General features: G+C 37.4%; 23 protein-coding genes. 15 read left to right on the forward strand and 8 right to left on the reverse strand.

Annotation, left to right across the window (positions count from 1 at the left end; genetic code table 11):
- Window positions 1-59 precede the first annotated feature (59 nt).
- Both mnmC2 and HCU67_RS13625 read right to left on the reverse strand, forming a co-directional pair.
- Window positions 60-722 carry a tRNA (5-methylaminomethyl-2-thiouridine)(34)-methyltransferase MnmC2 gene (gene mnmC2 / locus HCU67_RS13620; protein ID WP_168553147.1) on the reverse strand — a complete coding sequence of 221 codons (663 nt, stop codon included), beginning with the start codon at window positions 720-722 and terminating at the stop codon, window positions 60-62.
- Complete coding sequence (locus tag HCU67_RS13625; RefSeq protein ID WP_168553148.1) at window positions 719-1192, reverse strand: DUF4920 domain-containing protein; 474 nt, start codon at window positions 1190-1192, stop codon at window positions 719-721. The genes mnmC2 and HCU67_RS13625 overlap by 4 nt, the downstream gene beginning before the upstream one ends.
- Before the next feature lie 104 nt (window positions 1193-1296).
- Between HCU67_RS13625 and HCU67_RS13630 the strand changes: the two genes are divergently transcribed.
- Complete coding sequence (locus HCU67_RS13630) at window positions 1297-2361, forward strand: branched-chain amino acid aminotransferase (RefSeq protein ID WP_168553533.1); 1065 nt, start codon at window positions 1297-1299, stop codon at window positions 2359-2361.
- Here HCU67_RS13630 and HCU67_RS13635 read toward each other — a convergent pair.
- Window positions 2358-2744, reverse strand: a complete 387-nt coding sequence (locus tag HCU67_RS13635) for a pyrophosphohydrolase domain-containing protein (RefSeq protein WP_168553149.1) — start codon at window positions 2742-2744, stop codon at window positions 2358-2360. The two genes, HCU67_RS13630 and HCU67_RS13635, sit on opposite strands and share 4 nt — an antisense overlap.
- Before the next feature lie 335 nt (window positions 2745-3079).
- Here HCU67_RS13635 and HCU67_RS13640 point away from each other — a divergent pair, with 335 nt between their 5' ends.
- The 5 genes from HCU67_RS13640 (at window position 3080) to HCU67_RS13660 (ending at window position 6666) form a co-directional block, all read left to right on the forward strand.
- Window positions 3080-3259 carry a hypothetical protein gene (locus tag HCU67_RS13640; RefSeq protein WP_168553150.1) on the forward strand — a complete coding sequence of 60 codons (180 nt, stop codon included), beginning with the start codon at window positions 3080-3082 and terminating at the stop codon, window positions 3257-3259.
- A 16-nt stretch (window positions 3260-3275) separates the two neighbouring features.
- Entirely contained in the window at window positions 3276-3647 is a 372-nt protein-coding gene (crcB, locus tag HCU67_RS13645; protein ID WP_168553151.1) for a fluoride efflux transporter CrcB, read from the forward strand.
- A 245-nt stretch (window positions 3648-3892) separates the two neighbouring features.
- Window positions 3893-4231 (forward strand): P-II family nitrogen regulator, encoded by a 339-nt coding sequence (locus tag HCU67_RS13650; protein WP_168553152.1) that lies wholly within the window; start codon window positions 3893-3895, stop codon window positions 4229-4231.
- A gap of 29 nt (window positions 4232-4260) precedes the next feature.
- Window positions 4261-5514 (forward strand): ammonium transporter, encoded by a 1254-nt coding sequence (locus HCU67_RS13655; RefSeq protein WP_168553153.1) that lies wholly within the window; start codon window positions 4261-4263, stop codon window positions 5512-5514.
- Window positions 5515-5634: 120 nt separating this feature from the next.
- Entirely contained in the window at window positions 5635-6666 is a 1032-nt protein-coding gene (locus HCU67_RS13660) for an outer membrane beta-barrel protein (RefSeq protein WP_168553154.1), read from the forward strand.
- Between the two features lie 60 nt (window positions 6667-6726).
- Here the strand turns inward: HCU67_RS13660 and HCU67_RS13665 are convergent, their stop codons facing one another.
- Window positions 6727-7374 carry a DUF1684 domain-containing protein gene (locus HCU67_RS13665; RefSeq protein ID WP_168553155.1) on the reverse strand — a complete coding sequence of 216 codons (648 nt, stop codon included), beginning with the start codon at window positions 7372-7374 and terminating at the stop codon, window positions 6727-6729.
- A 53-nt stretch (window positions 7375-7427) separates the two neighbouring features.
- Between HCU67_RS13665 and HCU67_RS13670 the strand changes: the two genes are divergently transcribed.
- The gene (locus HCU67_RS13670) at window positions 7428-8147 is read left to right on the forward strand and encodes a DJ-1/PfpI family protein (protein ID WP_168553156.1); all 720 of its coding nucleotides are present in this window, start codon (window positions 7428-7430) and stop codon (window positions 8145-8147) included.
- Here HCU67_RS13670 and HCU67_RS13675 read toward each other — a convergent pair.
- Window positions 8137-9561, reverse strand: a complete 1425-nt coding sequence (locus HCU67_RS13675; protein ID WP_168553157.1) for an alpha/beta hydrolase — start codon at window positions 9559-9561, stop codon at window positions 8137-8139. The two genes, HCU67_RS13670 and HCU67_RS13675, sit on opposite strands and share 11 nt — an antisense overlap.
- A 50-nt stretch (window positions 9562-9611) precedes the next feature.
- Window positions 9612-10046: an Lrp/AsnC family transcriptional regulator gene (locus HCU67_RS13680; RefSeq protein ID WP_168553158.1), complete on the reverse strand. Its 435-nt coding sequence runs from the start codon at window positions 10044-10046 to the stop codon at window positions 9612-9614.
- Between the two features lie 189 nt (window positions 10047-10235).
- On the opposite strand from HCU67_RS13680, the gene HCU67_RS13685 reads away from it, so the two are divergent.
- The 8 genes from HCU67_RS13685 to HCU67_RS13720 all read left to right on the forward strand — a co-directional run bounded on the left by HCU67_RS13685 (window position 10236) and on the right by HCU67_RS13720 (window position 20812).
- Entirely contained in the window at window positions 10236-10553 is a 318-nt protein-coding gene (locus tag HCU67_RS13685; RefSeq protein ID WP_345890716.1) for a hypothetical protein, read from the forward strand.
- 74 nt (window positions 10554-10627) lie between these two features.
- Window positions 10628-11476 (forward strand): formyltetrahydrofolate deformylase, encoded by an 849-nt coding sequence (purU, locus tag HCU67_RS13690; RefSeq protein WP_168553160.1) that lies wholly within the window; start codon window positions 10628-10630, stop codon window positions 11474-11476.
- A 42-nt stretch (window positions 11477-11518) separates the two neighbouring features.
- Window positions 11519-12223 (forward strand): DUF4197 domain-containing protein, encoded by a 705-nt coding sequence (locus HCU67_RS13695; RefSeq protein ID WP_168553161.1) that lies wholly within the window; start codon window positions 11519-11521, stop codon window positions 12221-12223.
- Window positions 12224-12598: 375 nt separating this feature from the next.
- Window positions 12599-14104 (forward strand): helix-turn-helix domain-containing protein, encoded by a 1506-nt coding sequence (locus HCU67_RS13700; protein WP_246865788.1) that lies wholly within the window; start codon window positions 12599-12601, stop codon window positions 14102-14104.
- Between the two features lie 78 nt (window positions 14105-14182).
- Window positions 14183-14653, forward strand: a complete 471-nt coding sequence (locus tag HCU67_RS13705) for a helix-turn-helix domain-containing protein (protein ID WP_168553162.1) — start codon at window positions 14183-14185, stop codon at window positions 14651-14653.
- Between the two features lie 391 nt (window positions 14654-15044).
- Window positions 15045-18254, forward strand: a complete 3210-nt coding sequence (locus tag HCU67_RS13710) for a SusC/RagA family TonB-linked outer membrane protein (RefSeq protein ID WP_428047538.1) — start codon at window positions 15045-15047, stop codon at window positions 18252-18254.
- A 32-nt stretch (window positions 18255-18286) separates the two neighbouring features.
- A complete protein-coding gene (locus tag HCU67_RS13715; RefSeq protein WP_168553164.1) occupies window positions 18287-19993 on the forward strand; it encodes a SusD/RagB family nutrient-binding outer membrane lipoprotein in 1707 nt (568 codons plus the stop codon).
- A gap of 18 nt (window positions 19994-20011) precedes the next feature.
- Window positions 20012-20812 carry a hypothetical protein gene (locus HCU67_RS13720; RefSeq protein ID WP_168553165.1) on the forward strand — a complete coding sequence of 267 codons (801 nt, stop codon included), beginning with the start codon at window positions 20012-20014 and terminating at the stop codon, window positions 20810-20812.
- A gap of 233 nt (window positions 20813-21045) precedes the next feature.
- Here the strand turns inward: HCU67_RS13720 and HCU67_RS13725 are convergent, their stop codons facing one another.
- Entirely contained in the window at window positions 21046-21558 is a 513-nt protein-coding gene (locus HCU67_RS13725) for a hypothetical protein (RefSeq protein ID WP_168553166.1), read from the reverse strand.
- Entirely contained in the window at window positions 21555-22340 is a 786-nt protein-coding gene (locus HCU67_RS13730; protein WP_168553167.1) for an alpha/beta fold hydrolase, read from the reverse strand. Before HCU67_RS13730 ends, HCU67_RS13725 begins: the two co-directional genes overlap by 4 nt.
- Window positions 22341-22469: the final 129 nt, after the last annotated feature.

Here is a 22469-nt window from a genome sequence, read left to right on the forward strand (position 1 = left end):
TCTTTAGCACAATTTAAGACTTAATTGAAGTCTTGTTTTAACAAGCTTTTGATAAGTAGTCAGTGTTTTTGGGCGACAAGCATTTCGCGCTTTCCTGGTGGCCCTTCAGTTCGCTCAACCAAAAAGCCAACAGACTGCAAAGCCCTTCTCACCGCACCTTTAGCTGAATAGGTAGTAAGCCATCCTTTGGGTTTTAGCGAAACATACATTTTCGAAAAGATTTCTTCAGTCCACAATTCGGGTTGTACCCGAGGGCCGAATGCGTCAAAGTAAATTAGGTCGAACTTACTATTGAACAAAACATCCTCAATCTTCATTTTGTACTTTGTCAGGCAGAAGTCAGCTGAAATTTTAACGGTTTTTGACCATTCACAGGCATGCATTTCTTGGAAGACTGGCATTTTTTCATGAGAATTCAAAGCCTCCGTATAATTTAATTGCTGTACCTCCCTTAAGGTTACCGGAAATGCCTCAATACCCGTATAGTCAATAGTTTTACCTGATTTCTGACTTTCTATGAATGTGATTATAGCGTTTAAACCGGTACCAAAACCAATTTCAAGAATGGATATTTCTTTTTTCTTTAATCTATCTAATCCGTTTTTGATAAAAACATGGTAGGCTTCCTGAATTGCGCCATGTTTTGAATGGTATTGCTCGTTCCAATCTTCAAGCTGAATGGTCTTGGAACCATCGCCAGTTACTATGATTTTTCGTTTCACTTACTTTTAATAAGCACGCCATCCGCCTCGAAACGGAATGTTTTTTTGGGTTCGGTGATTCGAGCAAGTTCTTCCTCTGTCGCTCCCTTATCCGCAGCGTAATGTTTTTGGTCTTCAACCGACATTTCTTCAATAAACGCTATCCCATTTAATACCGTTGATTTTTCTGCAGAATCTGTAGGGACAAAAAAGCCGTAATCTTTAAAACGCACGAAGACCTGCTCACCATCCGTTAAATCTACCTTCATCCAACAACCTTTAGCTTGGCATACCTCTACTATTTTACCCTCTAACTGAAGGGAAATTGAATCTTTCTTGGTTAACACTTGTAGTTTGTCAGACTTTGTGGCTACCATTTTAGCCTCAAAAGAGTCTCCGTAAAATTTACCTTCAAGTTGCTGTCCTTTCAAGTGGCAACTAAAAAGTAGAAAAACAACAAATAATCGAACAACTATGTTAAAATGTTTCATAATTCTGAAAAAACGTTTTTCTATTAACAATAAGCTATTGTAAAATTACAAAGACCGACTAAAACTAGGCGGAAATGGCTATTTTTATTCTTCAAATTTCAATTATGGAGACTTTAGTGAACAACATATCGATTGAAAAATCATCAAGCTCAAAAATAGGTTCTGTAGATTTTGACAACCTACCATTTGGTAGTATCTATACCGATCACATGTTGGTCTGCGAATACGTTGATGGTGATTGGGAAAGACCCAAAATTAAGCCTTATGCCAACCTAAGTCTCGACCCGGCCTCCAAAATATTTCATTACGGACAATCCATATTTGAAGGTATGAAAGCCTACAAAGATGAAGATGGTCAAGCTTGGCTGTTTCGACCAGAAGATAATCATGCACGATTGAATATATCTGCGTCAAGAATGGCCATGCCAGAATTACCAAAGGAATATTTTATGGAAGGTCTCACAGCCCTTTTACAATTGGAAAAAGATTGGATTCCAACTACCGAAGGAAGCTCTTTATATATTAGGCCCTTCATGTTTGCTTCAGGAGTTGGGTTTCATGCCTCACCCGCTGACCGTTATACTTTTTTAATCTGCCTCGCCCCATCTGGGCCCTATTTCGGCGGTAAAGTAAAAGTTTTGATTGAAGAGAAGTTTGCAAGAGCAGCCAATGGTGGTGTTGGTTATGCTAAGGCTGGTGGTAATTACGCCGCACAGTTTTACCCAACAAAACTTGCTGTTGAAAAAGGGTACCAACAAGTTATTTGGACCGACGACAACACCCATGAATTTATAGAGGAAGCAGGAGCAATGAACATATTTGTACGAATTAACGATACCTTGTTGACGGCTCCAACAAACGATAGGATATTGGATGGCATTACCCGAAAAAGTATTCTGGAATTGGCCAAAGCAGAAGGCATTCAAACAGAAGTTAGAAAGGTAAAGGTATCTGAAGTTGTTGATGCTGCTCAGAATGGTTCCTTAAAAGAATTATTTGGTGCCGGAACGGCTGCCGTGGTCTCACCCATCGCCGGGTTTGGTTATCAAGGCAAGGATTACGAGCTTCCTGAATTAGAAAATAGTTTTGCCAAACGTCTTAAAAAGAGAATTACCGATATTCAATACAATAAAGTCGAAGACCCTTTTGGGTGGAGGTTTAAGGTTTAACTATCAAGTATTTGCCCAATTTTAGGCTTAAAATAATTTGGTCCTTTTAATACTTTACCATCTTCTCGGTAAATTGGTTTGCCATCGGCTCCAAGTTTGCTCATATTGCTTCGTTGTATCTCATTAAAAACCTGTTCGATCTTATGTTGCATACCATGTTCGAGAATGGTTCCACATAATATATACAACATATCGCCCAAGGCATCGGCAACTTCAACTAAATCACCATTTTCAGCAGCTTCCAAATATTCCTCATTCTCTTCTCGCATGAGCTTGTAACGTAAAAGAATTTTGTCCTTGCCCAAATCAGCCTTTGGTTCATTTAATATGCCAAGTCCAAAGGCTTTGTGAAATTCTGCTACTGCATCAATTTTTTCTTGCATTTTTTCGGTTATTTGTGCTAAACCTACAAAATTATGTTCAGCACAGGTCAACTTATTTTTGCACTACTTTTTGTCATCGCATTTGTACTAATTATAGTATTTGCCTACAAAAAGGATACTAAACTCCATCAAAAGAATTACAAAGGTGCTAAGTGGGTACTTGTATCTTTTGTCATTTTTATAATTTTCCTTTTCCTCGTCAAGGGTTTGCTAAAAAATTGACATAAATCTTACCTATACCACAAAAATTGCCTGTTTCACAACATTTTACGACCATTCGTCGATAAAGATTGGAAAAAATGTAATTTTGTTTCCTAAGAAATAACCATCAGTAAATGACCTTTTTCTTTGGCATTTTAATAACGCTACTTGTCATCAATGTTGTGCTATTGGTTTTCACCACTAGTAGCTCACAAACCTCTCTGAATAAGACTATTCAGAAAGCTTCAGAAGGCTCAATAACAAAACTTTTCCCTCGTCAAGCCTCTGAAAACGAATACAAAAAAGCGGTTTAGTTTATACCTTTAGGGTATGAAACAAGTAATTCTTGTCTTTATAGGGGGCGGACTCGGCAGTGCGCTTCGATATTTAATTTCAATTAGGCTCAATCCCATTTTAAATCATTTCTACCTAGGAACTTTCTTGGTAAATATTATAGGGTGCCTGTTAATAGGGTTATTACTTGGTCTTGGAAGTAAGGAAGATATTATTTCACCTTCAACTTCCTTATTATTGGCTACCGGCTTTTGTGGAGGTTTTACTACTTTTTCAACCTTTGCTTTTGAAAAATACGATTTACTAAAGGCCGGAAACCTGATGGCATTCTCCCTCTATTTAGGACTTAGTGTGATTGTTGGAATCATTTCGGTTGCCTTAGGCCTATATTTTTCAAAAAGTCTCTAGTTTTTAGCCCTGCATTAGACAAACTGCATCAAACTTCGTTTATAGGTTAAATAATTGTAACCAAAAATTACTTTCCCTGATATTTTGATAATCAAAATTTAAAATAAGTAAGGTTTTTTTTGACTACCCCTAAAAAAAAGGGGGGCTATTTTGAATATACCTAAAAAGTGGTCCTGTTAGGTGTAAAAAAATTAGGTTAGTATTCGCCTTAACATATATTTGGCACTTCAAACAATTATTTAATCATGAAAAAAGTCGAGGCAATTATTCGAAAATCAAAATTTGATGAGGTGAAAAAAGCCCTTCATCAAATTGAGGTTAATTTCTTCAGTTACTGGGATGTAACTGGGGTTGGTAATGAAAAACAAGGTCATGTTTATCGTGGTATTTCATATAGTACTACAGACATTCAAAGACGCTACTTATCAATTGTGGTTTCTGATGAATTCTTGGACCGTACAGTTGAGTGCATTTTAGACAATGCTGTAACTGGAAACGTCGGAGATGGTAAAATCTTTGTATCAGAAGTAACAGAAGCGTACAGAATACGAACCAAAGAAAGCGGTCACGCAGGTATCAACTAAACAATTAACCAACTACAATTTATTTGATTATGGAAGCAGGATTATTTACAGCAAATAACGTATGGATGATGGTTTGTACCGCTTTGGTATTCTTCATGCATCTAGGATTCTCTTTTTTAGAGATTGGACTGACCAGACAAAAAAACACGGTCAATATTTTATTTAAAAACGTATTCATTATTACAGTAGGATTGCTATTGTACTACATAGGTGGATTTAACCTTATGTACCCAGGAGACTTTAATGGATTTATTGGATTTGCAGGTTTTGGTTTACCCGCTCCTCTGAATGAAGCAGGTACTCTTGATTTAACATATAATGAAGGCTATACCTATTGGACAGATTTCCTATTTCAAGGAATGTTTGCCGCAACTGCGGCCACTATTGTCTCAGGAGCTGTTGCTGAACGTATCAAACTTGGGGCGTTCATGGTATTTACTCTGTTATACGTAGGATTCGTATACCCAATAGTCGGCTCTTGGCAATGGGGCGGAGGATTCCTTTCTTCATTAGCTTATGGTGAGGCTGAAGGTTTCTACGATTTTGCCGGTTCTACACTTGTTCACTCTGTTGGTGGTTGGGGTGCTTTAATTGCAATCTACCTTTTGGGAGCTCGTATCGGAAAATTTGGCGAAGATGGAAAACCAAAAGCGATACCAGGACACAATCTACCATTAGTAGCTGCGGGTGTTTTGATACTTTGGTTAGGATGGTTTGGATTTAATGGAGGTTCAGTTCTTTCTGCAGATCCAGAATTGACTTCATTGGTATTGGTTACTACTTGTTTAGCTGCTGCCGCTGGTGGTGTATCGGCATTTCTAACTTCCTATATTCGTTACAAGAACTTTGATTTAACCATGTTTTTGAATGGTATTCTTGGTGGTCTAGTTGGAATCACTGCTGGTGCAGACCAAATGTCACCAAACGAAGCCGTTATAATTGGTCTACTCGCTGGTGTCATCATCGTATTCGGTGTTGCCCTTATTGATAAATTAAAACTTGATGATCCTGTTGGTGCCGTAGCGGTACACCTTATTTGTGGTATTTGGGGAACTTTAGCGGTTGGCATCTTTGGCGCAATGGCAGGTTTCGACCAATTCTTGGTTCAATTGGCTGGTGTTGGAGCAGCTGCTACTTTTTGTTCTGTTTTTGGTTTCCTAATTCTTTTCGTAATCAAGAAAGTTGCTGGTCTTCGAGTATCGGAGAAAGAAGAACTTGAAGGTCTTGATTTGCATGAACATGGTATGGAAGCTTATGCTGATTTCCACGCACACGAGAACTAAAATTTAAAAATGCAAACGGAGTGTTTGGCAGAACACTCCGTTTTGTAACCATTTCAATTCAATAACACAATTCTTAAAAACAACAGCCTGTTTTTTGGGCAGGCTTTAATAGTAATTATTATGAAAGCGATTACAATTACAAAATACGTAAAAAAAACACTTTTATTGAGCTTGTCAATGATGACAATCGGTGCAATGGCACAGGATGATGAAGAGAAATCACCGTTCAGTCTTAGTGGTAGCATAGACGGCTATTTTAGAACAACAGGTATGGACGCAGGTCTGGGCACGACAGCTACACCAACCTCTTTCGCAAATCAGACTGGATTCGCCCTAGGTATGGCAAACATAATTGGAAGCTATGAAGGAGCTTCAACAGGTGCTGTTGTAGACTTGGTTTTTGGCCCAAGAGGTACAGAAGCAACTTTTAACAATGACATCTTAAATGGTGTTATCAACCAAGCGTATGCTTACTGGAATGTTTCAGACAAGACTACCTTAACAGTTGGTCGTTTCAATACCTGGGTAGGTTATGAAGTTATTGCTCCGGCAGCGAATTTTAACTACAGTGTATCTTACCTTTTCTCAAACGGACCATTTTCACATATTGGTGCCAAGGCAGATTTCACATTATCTGACGATGTTAGTTTAATGTTGGCAATCACCAACCCTTGGGATACCAATGACATCAGTACGTCAGGCATTTATGCTCTAGGCGGGCAATTGGGTGTTTACGGTCAGTATCTAAATGTTTATTATGATGGAGGTGGCCAGGGAGGTCTTGGATTTGAAATAGACTACACTGGAGGATTTGATGTTTCTGAAGACTTCTTCTTAGGGATTAATGCTGCATACAATGATAACTCTGAAACTGAAACTGGATTTTATGGTGTTGCCCTTTATCCTCAATTATCAACATCTGATAGCTTTGCAATCGGTTTAAGAGGTGAATATTTTCAACCAACCGCTGATGCTTTTGACCCTGAAGGTGTGACTGCAATAACCTTAACTGGTAGTTATACCAAAGAAAATTTAATCATCAAACCAGAATTAAGATTGGACTCTTCTGACGGACTATTCCTTGATGGTGACGGTGCTCCATCAGATAGCTTAGCTTCATTCTTGATAGCTGCAATTTTCTCTTTCGATTAAAACTCGATATTGAATATATGAATAGGCAAAAAGTCCCCCACACGTTTGTTGGGGGATTTTTTATTCTTTTTTAAAATCACGTACTCCTGCCATCACTTTGGTCGTTAAATAATTTTGCCTTGGCACCAAGGGGCAGGAGTATTTTTTATTGTAGACACAATAAGGATTATACGCCCGGTTAAAATCAATGACCAAAGTATTACCCTCGGGTATTCGCAAATCAATATAGCGCCCCCCACCATAGGTTTCATTACCGTTGGTTTCGTCTAAAAAAGGAAGAAACAGATAATCTTCGAAACCATCATCTTCCATTAAATCCAAGTCCTGATAAATTTCCAATTGAAATCTCTTACCATTTAAAACAAAACTGGCAATGCCATAAACCCGCTCAAGTGACTTTCTCTCCGTAGTTGTGGGCATCATAAATGATTTTGAATCAGGAGTAAGTTCTAGATTAGCCTCAACGATATAATTGGTATCTGCTTCGAAAAAGTCCAACGATTCAAATTTTGCACGATACCTATCTGGTAATGGAGATGTTTCTGGATTTTTATAAGAAGCATTTAATTCTTTTTGAAACTCCAATATATCATTCAACAATTTTGAATTTGTATTGACAGCTGATCCTATTTCATCATGATACTTCTTTCCTTCTTTACAAGAAAATGCGAACGTTACTAAAAGCAACAAAAAAAGTTTACGATTCATAAATCAAAATTACGGCCTTTTGCTTTTTGCTATCTTACTCCAAATATCAAAGTATGAAAAAACTGTTTTCCCTTGCGTTTTTATTATTGTCGATTGCTTGTGTTAAAGAACAGAAATCCAATTCTCCACGTGTACTACCAGACCTAAAACCCAATCATTATAACGTGGCTTTTTTAATAATGGAAGGGGTATATAATACCGAATTTACTGCGCCATATGATATCTTTCAACACACACAATATCGTGACAATATTAAACCTATGAACACTTTTACGGTTGCGAATACGCTTGAGCCGATTCGCAGTTTTGAAGGCGTACGTATACTTCCAGATTACGACTACACTAAAGATTCATTACCTCAGATAGATATTTTGGTTGTACCGAGTGCTGAGCACCATCTTGATTCTGACCTCAAAGATTCCATAATGCTTGATTTTGTTAAACGAGTTGATGAAAAAGCATTGTTTGTAACCTCTCATTGTGACGGTGCCTTTGTACTTGCAAAAGCCGGATTGTTAAACAAGGTTACCTCAACCACATTCCCGAGTGATATTGCATTGTATAAAAAAACCTTTCCCGAATTACAAGTAAAGGATAGCGTACTATTTGTGCATGATGGCAAATATATTACCTCAGCAGGTGGGGCCAAAAGTTTTGAAGCTGCCCTCTATTTATGTGAACATCTATATGGTGCCGAAATTGCCAGATCATTGGCAAAAGGATTAGTAATCGAATGGGATTTAAGTAAATTGGACTATCACGTTATTCCTTGATTTCATACCTGGCCGATTTCAAGTATTTCTCTACAACTTCGTTAAATTCAGGGGTAATTCTCAATAGTGCCGTATTTGATAATTTGTATAACCTATCTCTATCAGTAAACCCTTTTTTTAATAGCTCCTCAAGATAGAATATAGCAGTACCGAAATCTTCATATTTGGCACTCAATGAAATTACCCGCAGATAGGAATCCGTGGTGTCTGGCGAAGTAATGGTTTTTAGCATGTTGAGAAAAAGTAGGGCTTCATCATCTTGTTTTCCTTCCTCTTTTAATTGATTAAAGTCGATTGCATCATCTATGAGTGCGTTTACATATCCCGCTAATCGCTTCGCCATTTTTTGTTGTTCAATGCTCTCGCCTTTATCTAATTTCTGTAGTTCTTCTATTTGATATTTCCACCAACCTAGATTATTGTAATTAAAAGTCCTAACGTCCTCATCTAGATAATACTGATAATCTTCCTTTAGGAACACTTCTTTAAAGAGGGCATCTTCATGCTTTCGTTTTTGACTTCTATAATTCTTATCACGCTTTAGTTCTCGAATAGCATTTTCAATAGAATCAGTGTTTATCAAAACGCGAAAAGCATTTTGAATTTCTTTTAATTCACGATGAGCTAATAAAAATTTGTTAGTGCTAATTAATGTTTTAACATCATTTAAACTTTCAGTCAAAACCCCTTGAATGAAAATGGAATCCATTTCTGTGTAAACTTTAGCCATTGAGCGCAACTTCAAATAATCCAGCGCTTTAGATAGTTGTCGCTTCGGTGGCCATACCTTACCACCTTCATGTAATAAGATATTGTTGTCAAACTTCAGTTTATTAAAAAACGCTTCGTTGTCCCGTAGATTTATGTAATCAAAGTCTTCTAAGCCCACTATACCAATAAAATGAAATGGGTTCTTAGAATCTACCAGTTCTGTATTACTAAAATTGGCACCACATGATATGACGCCGTTTAAATTTTTAAAGAAAATAGGCATCAGGTTTGCCAATCGACCACCAGCATCAAATCCGCCCACATATACCCTGTTGTTATTCAAAGGAAACAAGGCGCTTAAACTTGCAAACAACCGTCCCATTCGCTGAACATTTTCAGTTATGGAGAGTGAATCGTTTACTGCATTGGAGGCCGCCATTATATAACCTTTATCCTTCCCAGCTTCACTAAAAGTTGATAATGATTTTTTGCCCCTACCCTTTTCATCTATGACCACTAACAATGGCCAGGTTCCTTTATTTTCGAAATTCTCTGGAAGGAATAAAGCAAATGTTTCCTCAGGGGTGCCTTTGACATTTATAGAATCAACAACGATTCCTTTTTTAATGATAAGTTCTTGTGCATTACAAAAATGCAGCGCAAAAAATAAGACTAAAAATAGGGAAGGTAATTTAGTGTTCATGCACTAATATCATCAAAAATCTAGCCAAAAATAGGTTTCATTCTCAAATTTTAGGGTCTTTTTAACGGAGCGTTAGAAATTACACTTGATAGAATAATGTGTGTTCTGGTTTCACCATAGGTAATTAAGGTGTCAATGAAACCTTCCAAATGCAATTGATTTCTAAAAACAACTTCCATTATTATATTTTCATTTCCTGTTATACGATAACAATTGATGACCTCGTCAAAATTTTTGACCTTTTCTAAAAAGGGTTTCAGTTTCCCTACAAAAGCCCTAAGTGTAATTATGGCTTTTAATTGAAACCCAAGCTCTTGATGCTCTGTAACGGTCTTAAATCCTTTGATGATACCATTGTCTTTCATTTTAGCAACTCTTTCAGCAACCGCAGGCGAAGTTAAGCCGACCGATTTACCTATACTGGTAAAAGATGCTCGCGCATCTAATTGTAACTGCTCTAAAATTTTCCAATTAAGATCATCCATAATTTAAAGAAAATACGCTTATTTCTTTCAAAATTAAAATTTAAATAGCAATATCCTTTATTTTTTAAATTGTCTTACTCTAAAAGCGAAGTAATTTTATAGGGTATTTTTACCATAATGGGTCGATTCAATCCTAATACTTCTTCGATATTCCAAAAATCCCTTGCTGTATGTGATATAAGCACGGCTGTGTCATCCTATTTTGCTACTGAATCTAGCTTAGTTCGATTGACCAAGTTTGCGCCATTACGATACGAAATCGCATTATCGTTGGTAAATGATGCCAACCTGATTCCAAAATCGGTAACGGAAGTTCTGACTTCTGATTCGAAGGAACAACGGGTATATCAATTGTCTTTGATAAATATCAGGTTGAAAAATTTACTATCTTATTGTAATGGCCTAGAGAAAGATGGGGTAAAGGAAAAGGAGTATGTAAATCTACTTAGAGCAGAAATAAAATCGTTTAAGCGAAGTTTTAAAGCTTGGCGAAAATCCCTTCGCTAATTTCTCTTCACTAAGTTTTTCTTTTTTGTGGTTTAATTCTTTACTTAATTTGAAGGGATTTATAAATTACCTATTTGAACCATATTATTCTCATTAATTGCAAAGACCGGGCTGGAATTATACGTGCCGTAACCAGTTTCATTTTTGAAAGTGGTGGAAACGTTGTTTACCTCGACCAACACGTTGATAAAGACGCAGGTATTTTCTTCATGAGAATTGAATTTGAATCCTCGGATAATTTTGAAACTATGAGATTCAAAGCGAATTTTGAATCTAAAATTGGCCTTCCCTATCAAATGGATTGGAGCATGTATTCACCCGAGACAATTCCTAATATGGCCATTTTTGTTTCTAAATACAACCATTGCCTTTATGATATACTCAGTAGATACAAATCAGGTGAACTTAAAGTTAACATTCCTTTTATTTTGAGTAATCATAATGACCTACGATACATATCAGAACAATTTGAAATACCGTTTTATCATATACCCGTAACAAAAGAAAACAAAGCTCAAGCGGAATACGAACAACTTGAATTACTAAATAGACACAAGGTTGACTTTATCGTACTCGCCAGATATATGCAAATAGTGACCGAAAATATCATTTCAAAGTTTACCAATAAAATCATCAACATACACCATTCGTTTCTTCCAGCATTTGCAGGCGCTAAACCTTATCACGCGGCTTTTAAAAGGGGTGTTAAGATTATTGGTGCTACTAGTCATTATGTTACTGAAGAGTTAGATGCCGGACCGATTATAGAACAAGACGTGGTTCCAGTATCCCATTCCCATAGCATTAAGGATTTTATTTCAAAAGGCCGAGACTTGGAAAAAATTGTGCTTTCGAGAGCGGTAAATCTTCATGTTGAGCGAAAAACCATGGTTTACAACAACAAAACAGTCATATTTTCTTAGGCTATAGGCTATTTTTTAATTTTAGTATTTAAAACCCCAATTATGAAAAATGCAAGCATCTTCTTTTCAATTCTACTTTTTGTATCGTGTGCTGAACTGCAACAGGTTGTAAATCAATTGCCACAAGGAGGGCCCCTAAGTGAACAGGAAATTGGCGCCGGACTTCGACAAGCACTGGATTTTGGAATCGAAAAACAAGTAACTTCATTAGCAAAGGAAGGAGGTTTTTTCAAGAATGAATTGGTCAAGATTCTTTTACCCGAGGAATTACAAAAAGTAGACAAAACTTTACGTGATATCGGCCTTGGCAATCTAGCCGATGAGGGATTGAGAATTATGAATCGTGCTGCAGAAGATGCTGTTGGTGAAGCCATTCCAATATTCGTAGATGCGGTTAAAGGAATCTCTTTCAACGATGCCAAAAACATACTCTTAGGTGAAAAAGATGCAGCAACCAGATACCTTCAACAAGGAACTGAAGAAGCCCTTTACACCAAATTCAATCCAGTGATAAAAACCTCATTTGAAAAGGTCGGTGCCGATGAAATCTGGAATTCAATTATAACGAGATACAACCAAATTCCACTTACGAAAAAGGTTAATCCCGATCTAACCGACTATGTTACCCAAGAGGCTTTAGAAGGGGTATTTACGATGATTGAAGTTGAAGAAAATAAGATCAGGACTAACTATTCTTCACGAACAACCGATCTTTTACGCAAGGTTTTTGCACTTCAGGATAGGTAATTGAAATATTTCTGTCTAAAGTACAATAGAAAAAAATCCACTGCGTTATAACTATATAATAACAAGGCATTTATGAATCTCTTAGTGCTTTTGACAAAAATTCAAACACACTAAAATATTTTTTACCAAGTTATTTGAGTTAGCATTTTTTTTGAGTTAGTTAGTTTAAAACCGGTGACATTCACCGGTTTTTTTATTGAAAAAACTCTAAAACCAAAATAAAACGCACCTTTTCCCCTCTACCAAATATTTGGCATTCAGAAGGTAAACTCTTATCGGGACTTACCGTTTTTAAATTTTTTTTAACGCTACCTCTATTTCAATTTTATACCTTGTTAGAAGTCTACATCATCAATCAAACAAACGGGACAATACTTGAAGCGAATTGTCTTTATAATGGTATTGCTCCATGCTTTCATTGCATGGGGTCATAGCGGCTCATACAAGAAAAACTTGAGTGGCCCTAACTTGTCATTTCAAGACTCGATAGAATGGGCTGATTATTATTATAATATTCACAGGTATAAAAAGGCGATTCCCCTTTACAAAAAGAACCTTTCTGATTCGGCAATTAAGAACACCCGAATACTGAAAAAATTAGCATTATGTGAAGCTTCATTAAACAATCCTCAAGAGTCAGTTGATTACATACACGATTATCTCTTAATTGAATTCAATCCTTCCTTTTTGTTGAATGAAGATTTTTCATCAATACGAAATAGCAAAGAGTTTCAATTGATTTCAGAAAAAGTACTTCCTAAAATATCTCTGTGGCCTGTTTTTTATTTTTTCATCGCTGTCATTGGCATTTACATTGTCATGGTCTTGATGGGAAATAGAAAAATAGGATTGGAATCAAGAATTCTAGTATCACTTTTTGTTTTTATCCATAGCCTTTTCATGTTAAACCTTAGTGTTAACCTATCAAATTACGTGTTTGAGTTTCCCCATACTTATCTCATGTCAACTTGGTCTTCCTTTCTCTACGGACCTCTGCTATTTCTTTATTTTAAGCGAATTTCACACCGACGAAGATTGAATCACATTGACTATTTACACTTATTACCAACTTTACTTCTAACCTTATTTTTACTTGAAGAGGTCTACTTAAAAACTGGGCAAAGTAAAATAATCTTAATGTTAAACAGGATTCGTTATGGACTGTTGCCGGGTGATTCAGAAAAACTAATTCTCATCGTAGTCCTTAAAACAATTTCCCTTGCCATATATGGTCTTTTTGTTTTTAAAATTCTAAAAACAATCAATAGGGCCAATTCAAATTCCAAAACCACAAGATGGCTAGGAAATATCTATTATATTCATATTGCTTATGTCTCAACTTATATAATCTATGGCATATCAATAATTCTAGGAAGTAATTCTGGTGTCTTTTACCATACCCCAATTCTAATGATGGCGGCAATGGTTGTTTACATCGGCTATGCGGCAAATGTTCAGCCCGGTGTATTCAGTGGGCAGTACGAATACATTAATAAATTATTCACCAAATACTCGAAATCAGGTCTCACTGCAAGTCTTTCTGAGGAACTTAGATCTGAACTTGCGCGCTTGTTCGCCGAAGAAAAATTATACCGCAAGAGTGATATTAATCTTGATTTCGTTGCATTAAAACTAAATACATCAAGACACAATACTTCTCAAATTATTAATGAACACTTCAATATGGGATTTCATGAGTATGTGAACAAACATAGAATTGAAGAGGCCAAAGAACTATTAGCAAATACTGAAAACCTTAATATAATTGATGTGGCTTACGAAGTTGGATACAACAATAAGGTAACTTTTAACAAGGCGTTCAAAAAAGAAACCCAATTGACCCCAAGTCAATTCTTAAATGAAAATAAATTCGATAATTGATAAGTAAACTCTTATCGGGCGAACCTTTTTTGGCTTAATTAATTAGTAACATAGCACTATCAATCAAAATCAATAGTCATGAAAGTATTTATTCAACAACTTCGGTTTTATCAAAACAAACAAGTACATCAGGAATTAACTGAGCGAAAAAACAGCGAGAAATACAAAAAGTCAGGTTTGACCCCAGAAAAAGCCGAGTATATTAAAGAACTCATATTCGAGGCCTTTGAAAAAGAACAGCTTCACCGAAACAATCGACTCGATTTGAATCAATTGGCCGAAACAATCAAACAAGACCGTTATAAAATATCAGAAGTTTTAAATTCTTATTGCTCCAAGAACTTCTATGCATTCTTGAATGAATATCGAATTAGAGATGCCAAAAGCTTATTGGCACAAAACCCATTCGTTAGTGTAAAATCGGTTATGTACGAAGTGGGTTTTAATAGCAAGAATAGTTTTTATACTGCCTTTAAAAAAGATACCGGTTTAAGCCCAAACGAATTTAGAAATCTAGCAAGGTATCAGTACTCTACACAAGTAGCTTAGTTAATTGTAGTTCTGATTATTTAGTTTGTAGCCCTTGAAAATATCAAGGGCTACTTTTTTGCTTAAATAGCTAGAAACTTGAATTTGTTAAAATTGGTACTCACCCATGGGACGTAAAATCAAATTGGTTCTGCCCGTTTTAAAAGTACTTCTTCAACAATTGTTATGAATTCTTTTGTTACGCAATTGTAAAGGTTGGGCGGTGAGAGGCCTTACCACTTTCAATATTTAGATTCCATTAAATCCAATTTCATTGGTGGTATTATTTGAATTAGCTATTTAGAATACTTCTGCCGCCTGCCTTTCTCAGTTGCATTGACTCATTTAATTACTAACAAATTTTAACTCTATGGAAGTAAAAAAACTGATTAGGGCATTAGGGCTAATACTAATGGTTTGCACCGCTGGTATTTCCCAAGAAAAAACAATTACCGGTACCGTTTCAGACCAAGATGGTATCCCTTTGCCCGGCGTTAACATTGTAGTTGAAGGGACCATTAATGGAACTCAAACTGACTTCGACGGCAACTATACCATTAGTGCCAGTGAAGGTCAGACCCTTCTTTTTACCTATTTAGGACAAACACCAGTTAGAAGGGTAATTGCTGCATCTAATATCATTGATGTTCAAATGTTGGAAGATGCTCAAAACCTACAGGAAGTGGTTGTTACGGCCCAAGGTATTCAACGAGAGGAAAGGTCTCTCGGATATGCGGTCACAACGGTTGATGAAGAACAAGTTTCTTCACGACCTGAAGCAGATATCGGCCGAGTGCTCCAAGGTAAAGTTGCTGGGGTTAACATAACTTCAAATAATGGTTTATCAGGTTCCGGAACGAATATTATTATTAGGGGCTATTCTTCGGTAACCCAATCAAACCAACCTCTATTTGTGGTTGATGGAGTTCCGGTAGATTCCGGCACCAATACCCAGACCTCTTTCTTGGACGGTAATACGGAATCAAGCAGATTCTTGGATATTGATCCCAATACGATTGAAAGCCTCAGCGTGTTAAAAGGTTTGAGTGCGACCGTGCTTTATGGGAACAGGGGTAGAAACGGTGTAATCTTAATTACGACCAAAGGTGCATCGACTGGGGAATCAGTTAGCAAGACAGAGGTAACTTTCAATCAATCCATTTTCATGTCAGATGCCATATTGCCTATTTATCAAAATAATTATGGCGGGGGTTTTCATCAGGGCTTTGGTTATTTTTTCTCTAATTGGGGACCGCGATTTGACAGACAGGATGACGATGGTATTTCTCAAGCCGCGCAATTTACTGGTAACCCAACAGGCACGGCAATTCTTTTGCATCCCTATAACTTCATAGCGGACCAAACATTGATTGCAGGTAACGAAGATTTACTTGGCCAACCTTACGAATATCGGCCTTATAATGGTGTCGAAGAATTCTTTAGAACAGGTTATGTTTCAAGTACTTCTTTGAACATAAGGGCAGGGGCCGAAAACGCAAGCTTTAACTTGAATTATGGTAGAACTGAAGATCGAGGTATAACGCCTGGTAACAGATTACTAAGGAACAATTTTAGTATTGGGGGTAACGGAAGATTGTCAAACAATCTAAGTATCAACGGGGTATTTAACTTTATAAGAACTGATTTTAAATCTCCTCCAAACGCTGTAAGTACAGGAAGTGGGGCCGCATTTAACGGAGGTGCGGTATTTGGAGATCTCTTATATACCCCTAGAAGTGTAGATTTAACTAATCTACCTTTTCAAGCTTCTGATGGCAGAAGCGTTTACTATAGATCGGGTAACGATATTCAAAACCCTTATTGGACTGTCGCCAATGTAAAAACCGCCCAACAAACCGACAGGTTTTTAGGAAATGCTTCATTGGCCTACCAAATCAATGATTGGATGAGTTTATCTTATCGTATGGGCCTTGACACCTACACCGAATTCAACTTATATGGCCAAAACAAAGGAGGGGTTGATGGCGTGCCATTGGGCGTTTTACGTACAACCTCGGTTAGAAATACAATCTGGAATCATGATATTATTCTAACGGCCGACCGAGATATAACCGAAGACATTAATTTAAAAGCGATTGCTGGCGCCAATAGTCGTCGAGACGAATACGCACAAGATGGTATTGAAAGTCAAGGACAATTGGTTTTCGGTGTTTTGGAACATTTCAATTTCACTACACCATCTTCTGTAAATTCCTTGGTTAGAACTGGGAATGCCAATCTAAATCAAAACTTTGAAGAGAATCTGGTTGGGGTGTATCTTGATTTGACCCTGTCCTATAAGAACTTTCTATTTCTAAATGCAGTTGGGAGAAATGATTGGTCCTCTACCCTAGAATCTGAAAACAATTCACTGTTCTATCCAGGGGCCAGTATTTCTTTTGTACCCACAACTGCATTTGAGAATATGGGTGGGAATGCCCTCAATTATATGAAGCTTCGTTTCGGATACGGCTCTTCAGCTGGCTTCCCTACTCCTTTCAGTACAAGAAGTGTCCTTGGCCTTAATTCAAGAAACTTGGTTGATATCAATGGTAATGTTATCTCATCGAATACAGTTGACAACGTTTTGGGAAATAGAACCTTAAGACCTGAAAGAATCGAAGAGTTTGAATTAGGGTTGGATACAAGGTTGTTCAATAGGATTAACCTTAACGTAAGTGTTTTCCAAAAAACTACCACAGATTTAATTACCAACAGAGCACTTGATAGTTCAACCGGATTCCAGAGTACAACGGTCAATATTGGTGAGATTCAGTCTGAAGGTGTTGAAGTAGATTTTGATTTTGACATATTCAAAGAGTATGAGGACAAAGTCGGTTTTAATATTGCCGGTAATTTCTCAGCTATTGAAACAACCGTAACTGACTTAGCTGAAGGAACCAACAATATTTTGCTAACGGACGCTATCGGTGGAGAAGCAGCGAATTATGCGGTTGAAGGCAGACCGTTTGGAGTTTTACTTGGTAGTACCTTTCAACGCGATGAGAACGGAAATAGACTTACGAATGATGCTGGTAGGTATTTATTTGATCCTACCATCAGTGAAATCGGTGACCCAAATCCTGATTGGACCGCGGCATTGATTCCAACAATTCGATTTAAAAACTTTACGCTATCAGCCAATTTACAATACAGACATGGCGGTGATATTTACTCTGTAACCACTGCTGCACTATTAGGCCGAGGGGTAGTTGACTTTAATGATCCAATTGATCGCGAGTCTCAATTCATATTGCCTGGTGTTAAGGCATCAGATGGCACACCAAATGATATTGCCATCACAGCGACCGAATACGGTTTCAATACATTTTTTGGTGGAAACATTAATGAAATAAACATTTTTGATGGTACTACCATAAGATTGCAAGAAGCTTCATTGGGTTATTCCCTTCCTAAAAAGCTTCTAAAGGATACACCTTTTGGCAATTTGTCCTTTACAGTATCTGGCCAGAATCTTTGGTACGATGCGGTAAACTTTCCTGACAATGTGCGATATGATACCAATGCCTCCAGTACCGGAGTAGGTAATGGTCAAGGTGTTGACTTTTTCACAGGTCCTTCGGCTAGAAGGTATGGATTCACAGTAAGAGCAACTTTTTAAAGCGTCAAGAAATGAAAAACATGATAAAGAATATGAAAAAAAGGTTTAAGTCGATAAGGCTAATTTTGGCAGCTTCATTAATTATGCTGACTAACGGTTGTGAAACTACCAGCTTAGATGTAGTTCCCAGTCCTAATTTTTTGAACCCTGACCAAGCAGATGTTGATTTCTTTTTAAACAGCATACAGCAATTGGTGGCAAAATTACATTCGGGTACTGAGGGGAGAGCTGAAAATGGATGGGCTCAATTCGGCATGGAAGCGGTGCGAATGCAGCACCAATTTGGTCCAACATATCGAGAGTCTTATGAACCATCGGATTTTGATCAGATTTGGGATGATGCTTATTCCGAAGCTCTTATTGATATCCGAACGATGACACCATTAGCAGAAGAAGCCGGACAATTTACCCACATAGCAATTGGGCAAATTTTAGAAGCCTATATAATCACGACATTGGTAGACTTATTTGGCGATGTCCCTTATACAGAAGCAGTTCGAGGAACGGAGAATATTTTCAATCCAGCGGTTGATTCCGGGGCATCCATCTACGCCGCAGCTGACCAGTTATTGGTAGATGCCATTGCCAATCTCAATCGAGATGAAATTACGCTTCCTACAAATGATCTCTATTATGGTGGCGACGAGTCAAAATGGCTCAAAGCTGCCAATACCATGCGTTTACGTCTTGCCGTACAGTCGAGGCTTGTAAATCCATCTGAATCAACAAGTGTTATCAATGGCCTAATAGCAGATGGTAATCTCATTCTAGGTAACAGTGATGATCTTCAATTTCAATGGGGAGTCAATATTGCCGCTCCTGATAGTCGTCACCCTTATTTTGATGCCAATTATGATGGCCAAGGCCCAAGCTCGGATTTTTATACCTGTAATTATTACATGAACTTAATGGCGAATCAATACAACAATATTGATCCAAGAATTAGGTATTACTTCTACAGACAACAAAGTGATTTTTCAGGAGCTGATGTAATTACTAAGGAGTGCGCTACTGAAGTTGTTATACCTGCTTGGTGGGCAGATTTCGATATCTATTGCCTTGTTCCAAATATTAATGGTTACGATGGCCTTTGGGGCCGAAACCATTTGGATGATGACGGTATTCCTCCTGATGATGCTTTTAGAACGTTACATGGCGTATATCCTATTGGTGGGCCATTTGACGCCAACGATTTTAGAAATGTTTCAGGTTCTGCCGCTATTAATGAAGGTTTGGCTGGAGCTGGAATTTCACCAATTCTTCTAGCTTCCAATACGAATTTACTTTTAGCAGAATCAGCACTAGTTCTCGGAACAACCGGGAATGCGAGAGTATATTTAGAAGCTGGCATCAGAGAATCTATGACCAAGGTAACCGCTTTTGGTGCTTCTTTGGCCTTAGGTTCCGGGTTTGATGCCACTAATGACCAAATAAATGATCACGTAAACGATATACTTACTGCATATGATTCGGGTAATGACACTGATAAGCTCAGGATAATTGCTGAACAGTTATTGATTGCCGATTGGTGTAATGGAATGGATGCATATAACGCCTATCGTAGAACCGGTCAACCCGATAATTTGACACCTGCAACTAGAGTTCAAGATCCAGGGCTCTTTTTAAGATCAATGTGGTATCCTCAAGTCGCTGCAGATAACAATATTAATATTACTCAAAAGACAAATCCTGATACACCTGTATTCTGGGACACTAACCCTGCAGGATTTGTTAACTGATACTAAAAATTTACACAGATGAAAAACATACATAGGTACATTGTTTTATTACTTCTCATCCCAATCGGATTTATCTCTTGTAAAGATGAGGACAAAGACCCCTTTACAGTGGCACAGCAAGAAGAAAATATAGCGCCATGGGTTCGAATTAAAGACTTTACGACTGTGGTGGCAGCCGGAGACATTGGCTCAAGTAGTTTCGACGCAACTGTAGATGTCGTAAGGGATAATGTAAGCTCTTGGGATCTTTCGGTAGTCTTGGAATCGGGAGACAACTCTGTGGGTCCTGCATCAGTTACCACAATAACTGATTTTCCTTCAAATATTTCGATTCCGTACACGGATATAATTTCGTCTTTGGGATTAACCACCGATGAAATAAATGGCGGAGATTTCATTCGGTTTTTAGGAAGGACGACGGCAACGGATGGAAGGGTATATACCTTCGAAAATTACAGTGGGAGCGTTACCGGTCAACCGGAACAACTACAAGCATTGAATTTTGTAGTTCTAGTAAAATGTTCTCCAATAAGTGATGCCACTATTGCAGGAACTTGGGTAGTTGAAATGACAGATCTTTTTGGTGATGGTTGGGACGGCGCGTTCTTGACTTTTGAAATTGATGGCGTAGCCACCAACTACACGATTACCGCAGGTGATAGTGCTACCTTTAATATAGTGGTGCCTGAAAGTGCATCTGAATTGGTCATTTCATATACCAGTGGAGCGTTCGAAGAAGAACACGTCTACACCATTGAAACACCCGATGGAGATGTTAGGGGACCTTTTGGACCAAATCCCGCTCCTTGTATAAATTAGACGTAACCTAATCATTCTTAAATACAAAAGCAGTCGGTATTCTTCTGGCTGCTTTTTTATTAAAAAGTCCTTTTAAAATAATATTCAGTCATTATTGGTGGGCTATGACCTTTAAGATTTAAATAGGTCATACCTTTATATTATGAAAGAAACGGCCCTGTTATCGCTTCAAAAGATTTTGTTTTTATTTGATAGTAGTTTGAATTAGTCATCAAAAAAACAGGGCTGTCTTTTCATTTTTTTCTGGTATAGCTACCATCAAACAAAGTCTTATTTACCTCGCCTTCTTTTAAAACTTCCCAATGTTGTCGAACGGTTCCATCTTCATTAGATGTCCAGGTAATTCTATTAACCAATATTTCGCCATTCTGAGCTTCGAATTCATCAGATTCGAGTATCATCTGATTACCCACTTTTTGCCCATAAAGCTTAAGGTATTGTCCTTGGTTATCAACCCAGAGTTGTTCCCATCTTTTCAATTTGGAATTGTAGAAATTATAGCTGGTACCTGTGTATCCGACTTGAATACTTGTCCAGTTCTCTTTTATGACACACCCATTTTCAATTTCTGAAATTACGCTTAAACCTGCTTCAGAACCATCCGTATTGGTTACAATCCACTCTCCAACCCAAAAATCGAAGGCATTATGGTTTTCAGAACAACAAGCACATGCATTTTGCTGGGCCTTAACAACTGAAATGCACCAAAAAAGAACGAATACCAATCCGAATTTGAAATTCTTCATCTCGCGAGTCCGTTTAAATAATCAATGGTGGCAGTATTGAAAATCTCAGGTTTTTCAACGTTTACAACATGACCACAATTTTCAACTACAAATAGCTCGGACTTTGTGTGTGCTTTTACAATTTTGCGAATACTAGGTAGAAAAAGATAGTCTTCTTCACCCATTACATAGAGCGTAGGTATTTTAATGTCAGCTGATCTGAAAAAGCGAAGCAGGGGATTAATCTCAGAAGTCAATCGAAACCAACGAATGAATTCCTTTTGATAGAGTTTCTTGGCTTCGCGAACAAATAAAAGTCTTGACTCTTTATGATTCCTGTTTGGCATTATTATGAATGCAAAAAACTTATACAACCATAAGTATGGGACGATTGATTTACATATGATTCCCAATCGCATTAGTACCTGAGACCGAAAATTCAATTTCATGACTGCACCACCCATTATCATACTATCTACTTTCTGCGGATATTTTTCGGCCAAATTCCTTATAAGAATTGTTCCCAACGATATTCCTATAAAATGGGAACTTTCAATTTTCTCATGTTCAATTACTTCAACAATATCATCGGTTATGCTATCAAATGTGTATTTGTCGTTAAAGGCCTGTTTTAAATTGAGTTTGGAATTGCCGTGACCACGTAAATCCAAAAGAAGGATATTGAAATGTTTTTTAAAATCTCGCAGTTGTTTGTACCAAATAGAGGAACTCCCACCAGCACCGTGTACGAAAGTCACCCATTCTTTAGTGTTTTTGTTTGGATAAACGCTGTAATGTAGCAATACAATTTTTTCTTAAAAGTAATTGAAAAATACCCCAAAAAGGGACCAATAGCCTTTACATTCTCTGAATGTTTCGTTAAAAATAGACAAACTGCTTGATTTTTAGTTAAATAGCCTACAACACATAGT

This window comes from Croceivirga thetidis (genome assembly GCF_012272815.1).
Classification (GTDB): Bacteria; Bacteroidota; Bacteroidia; order Flavobacteriales; family Flavobacteriaceae; genus Croceivirga; species Croceivirga thetidis.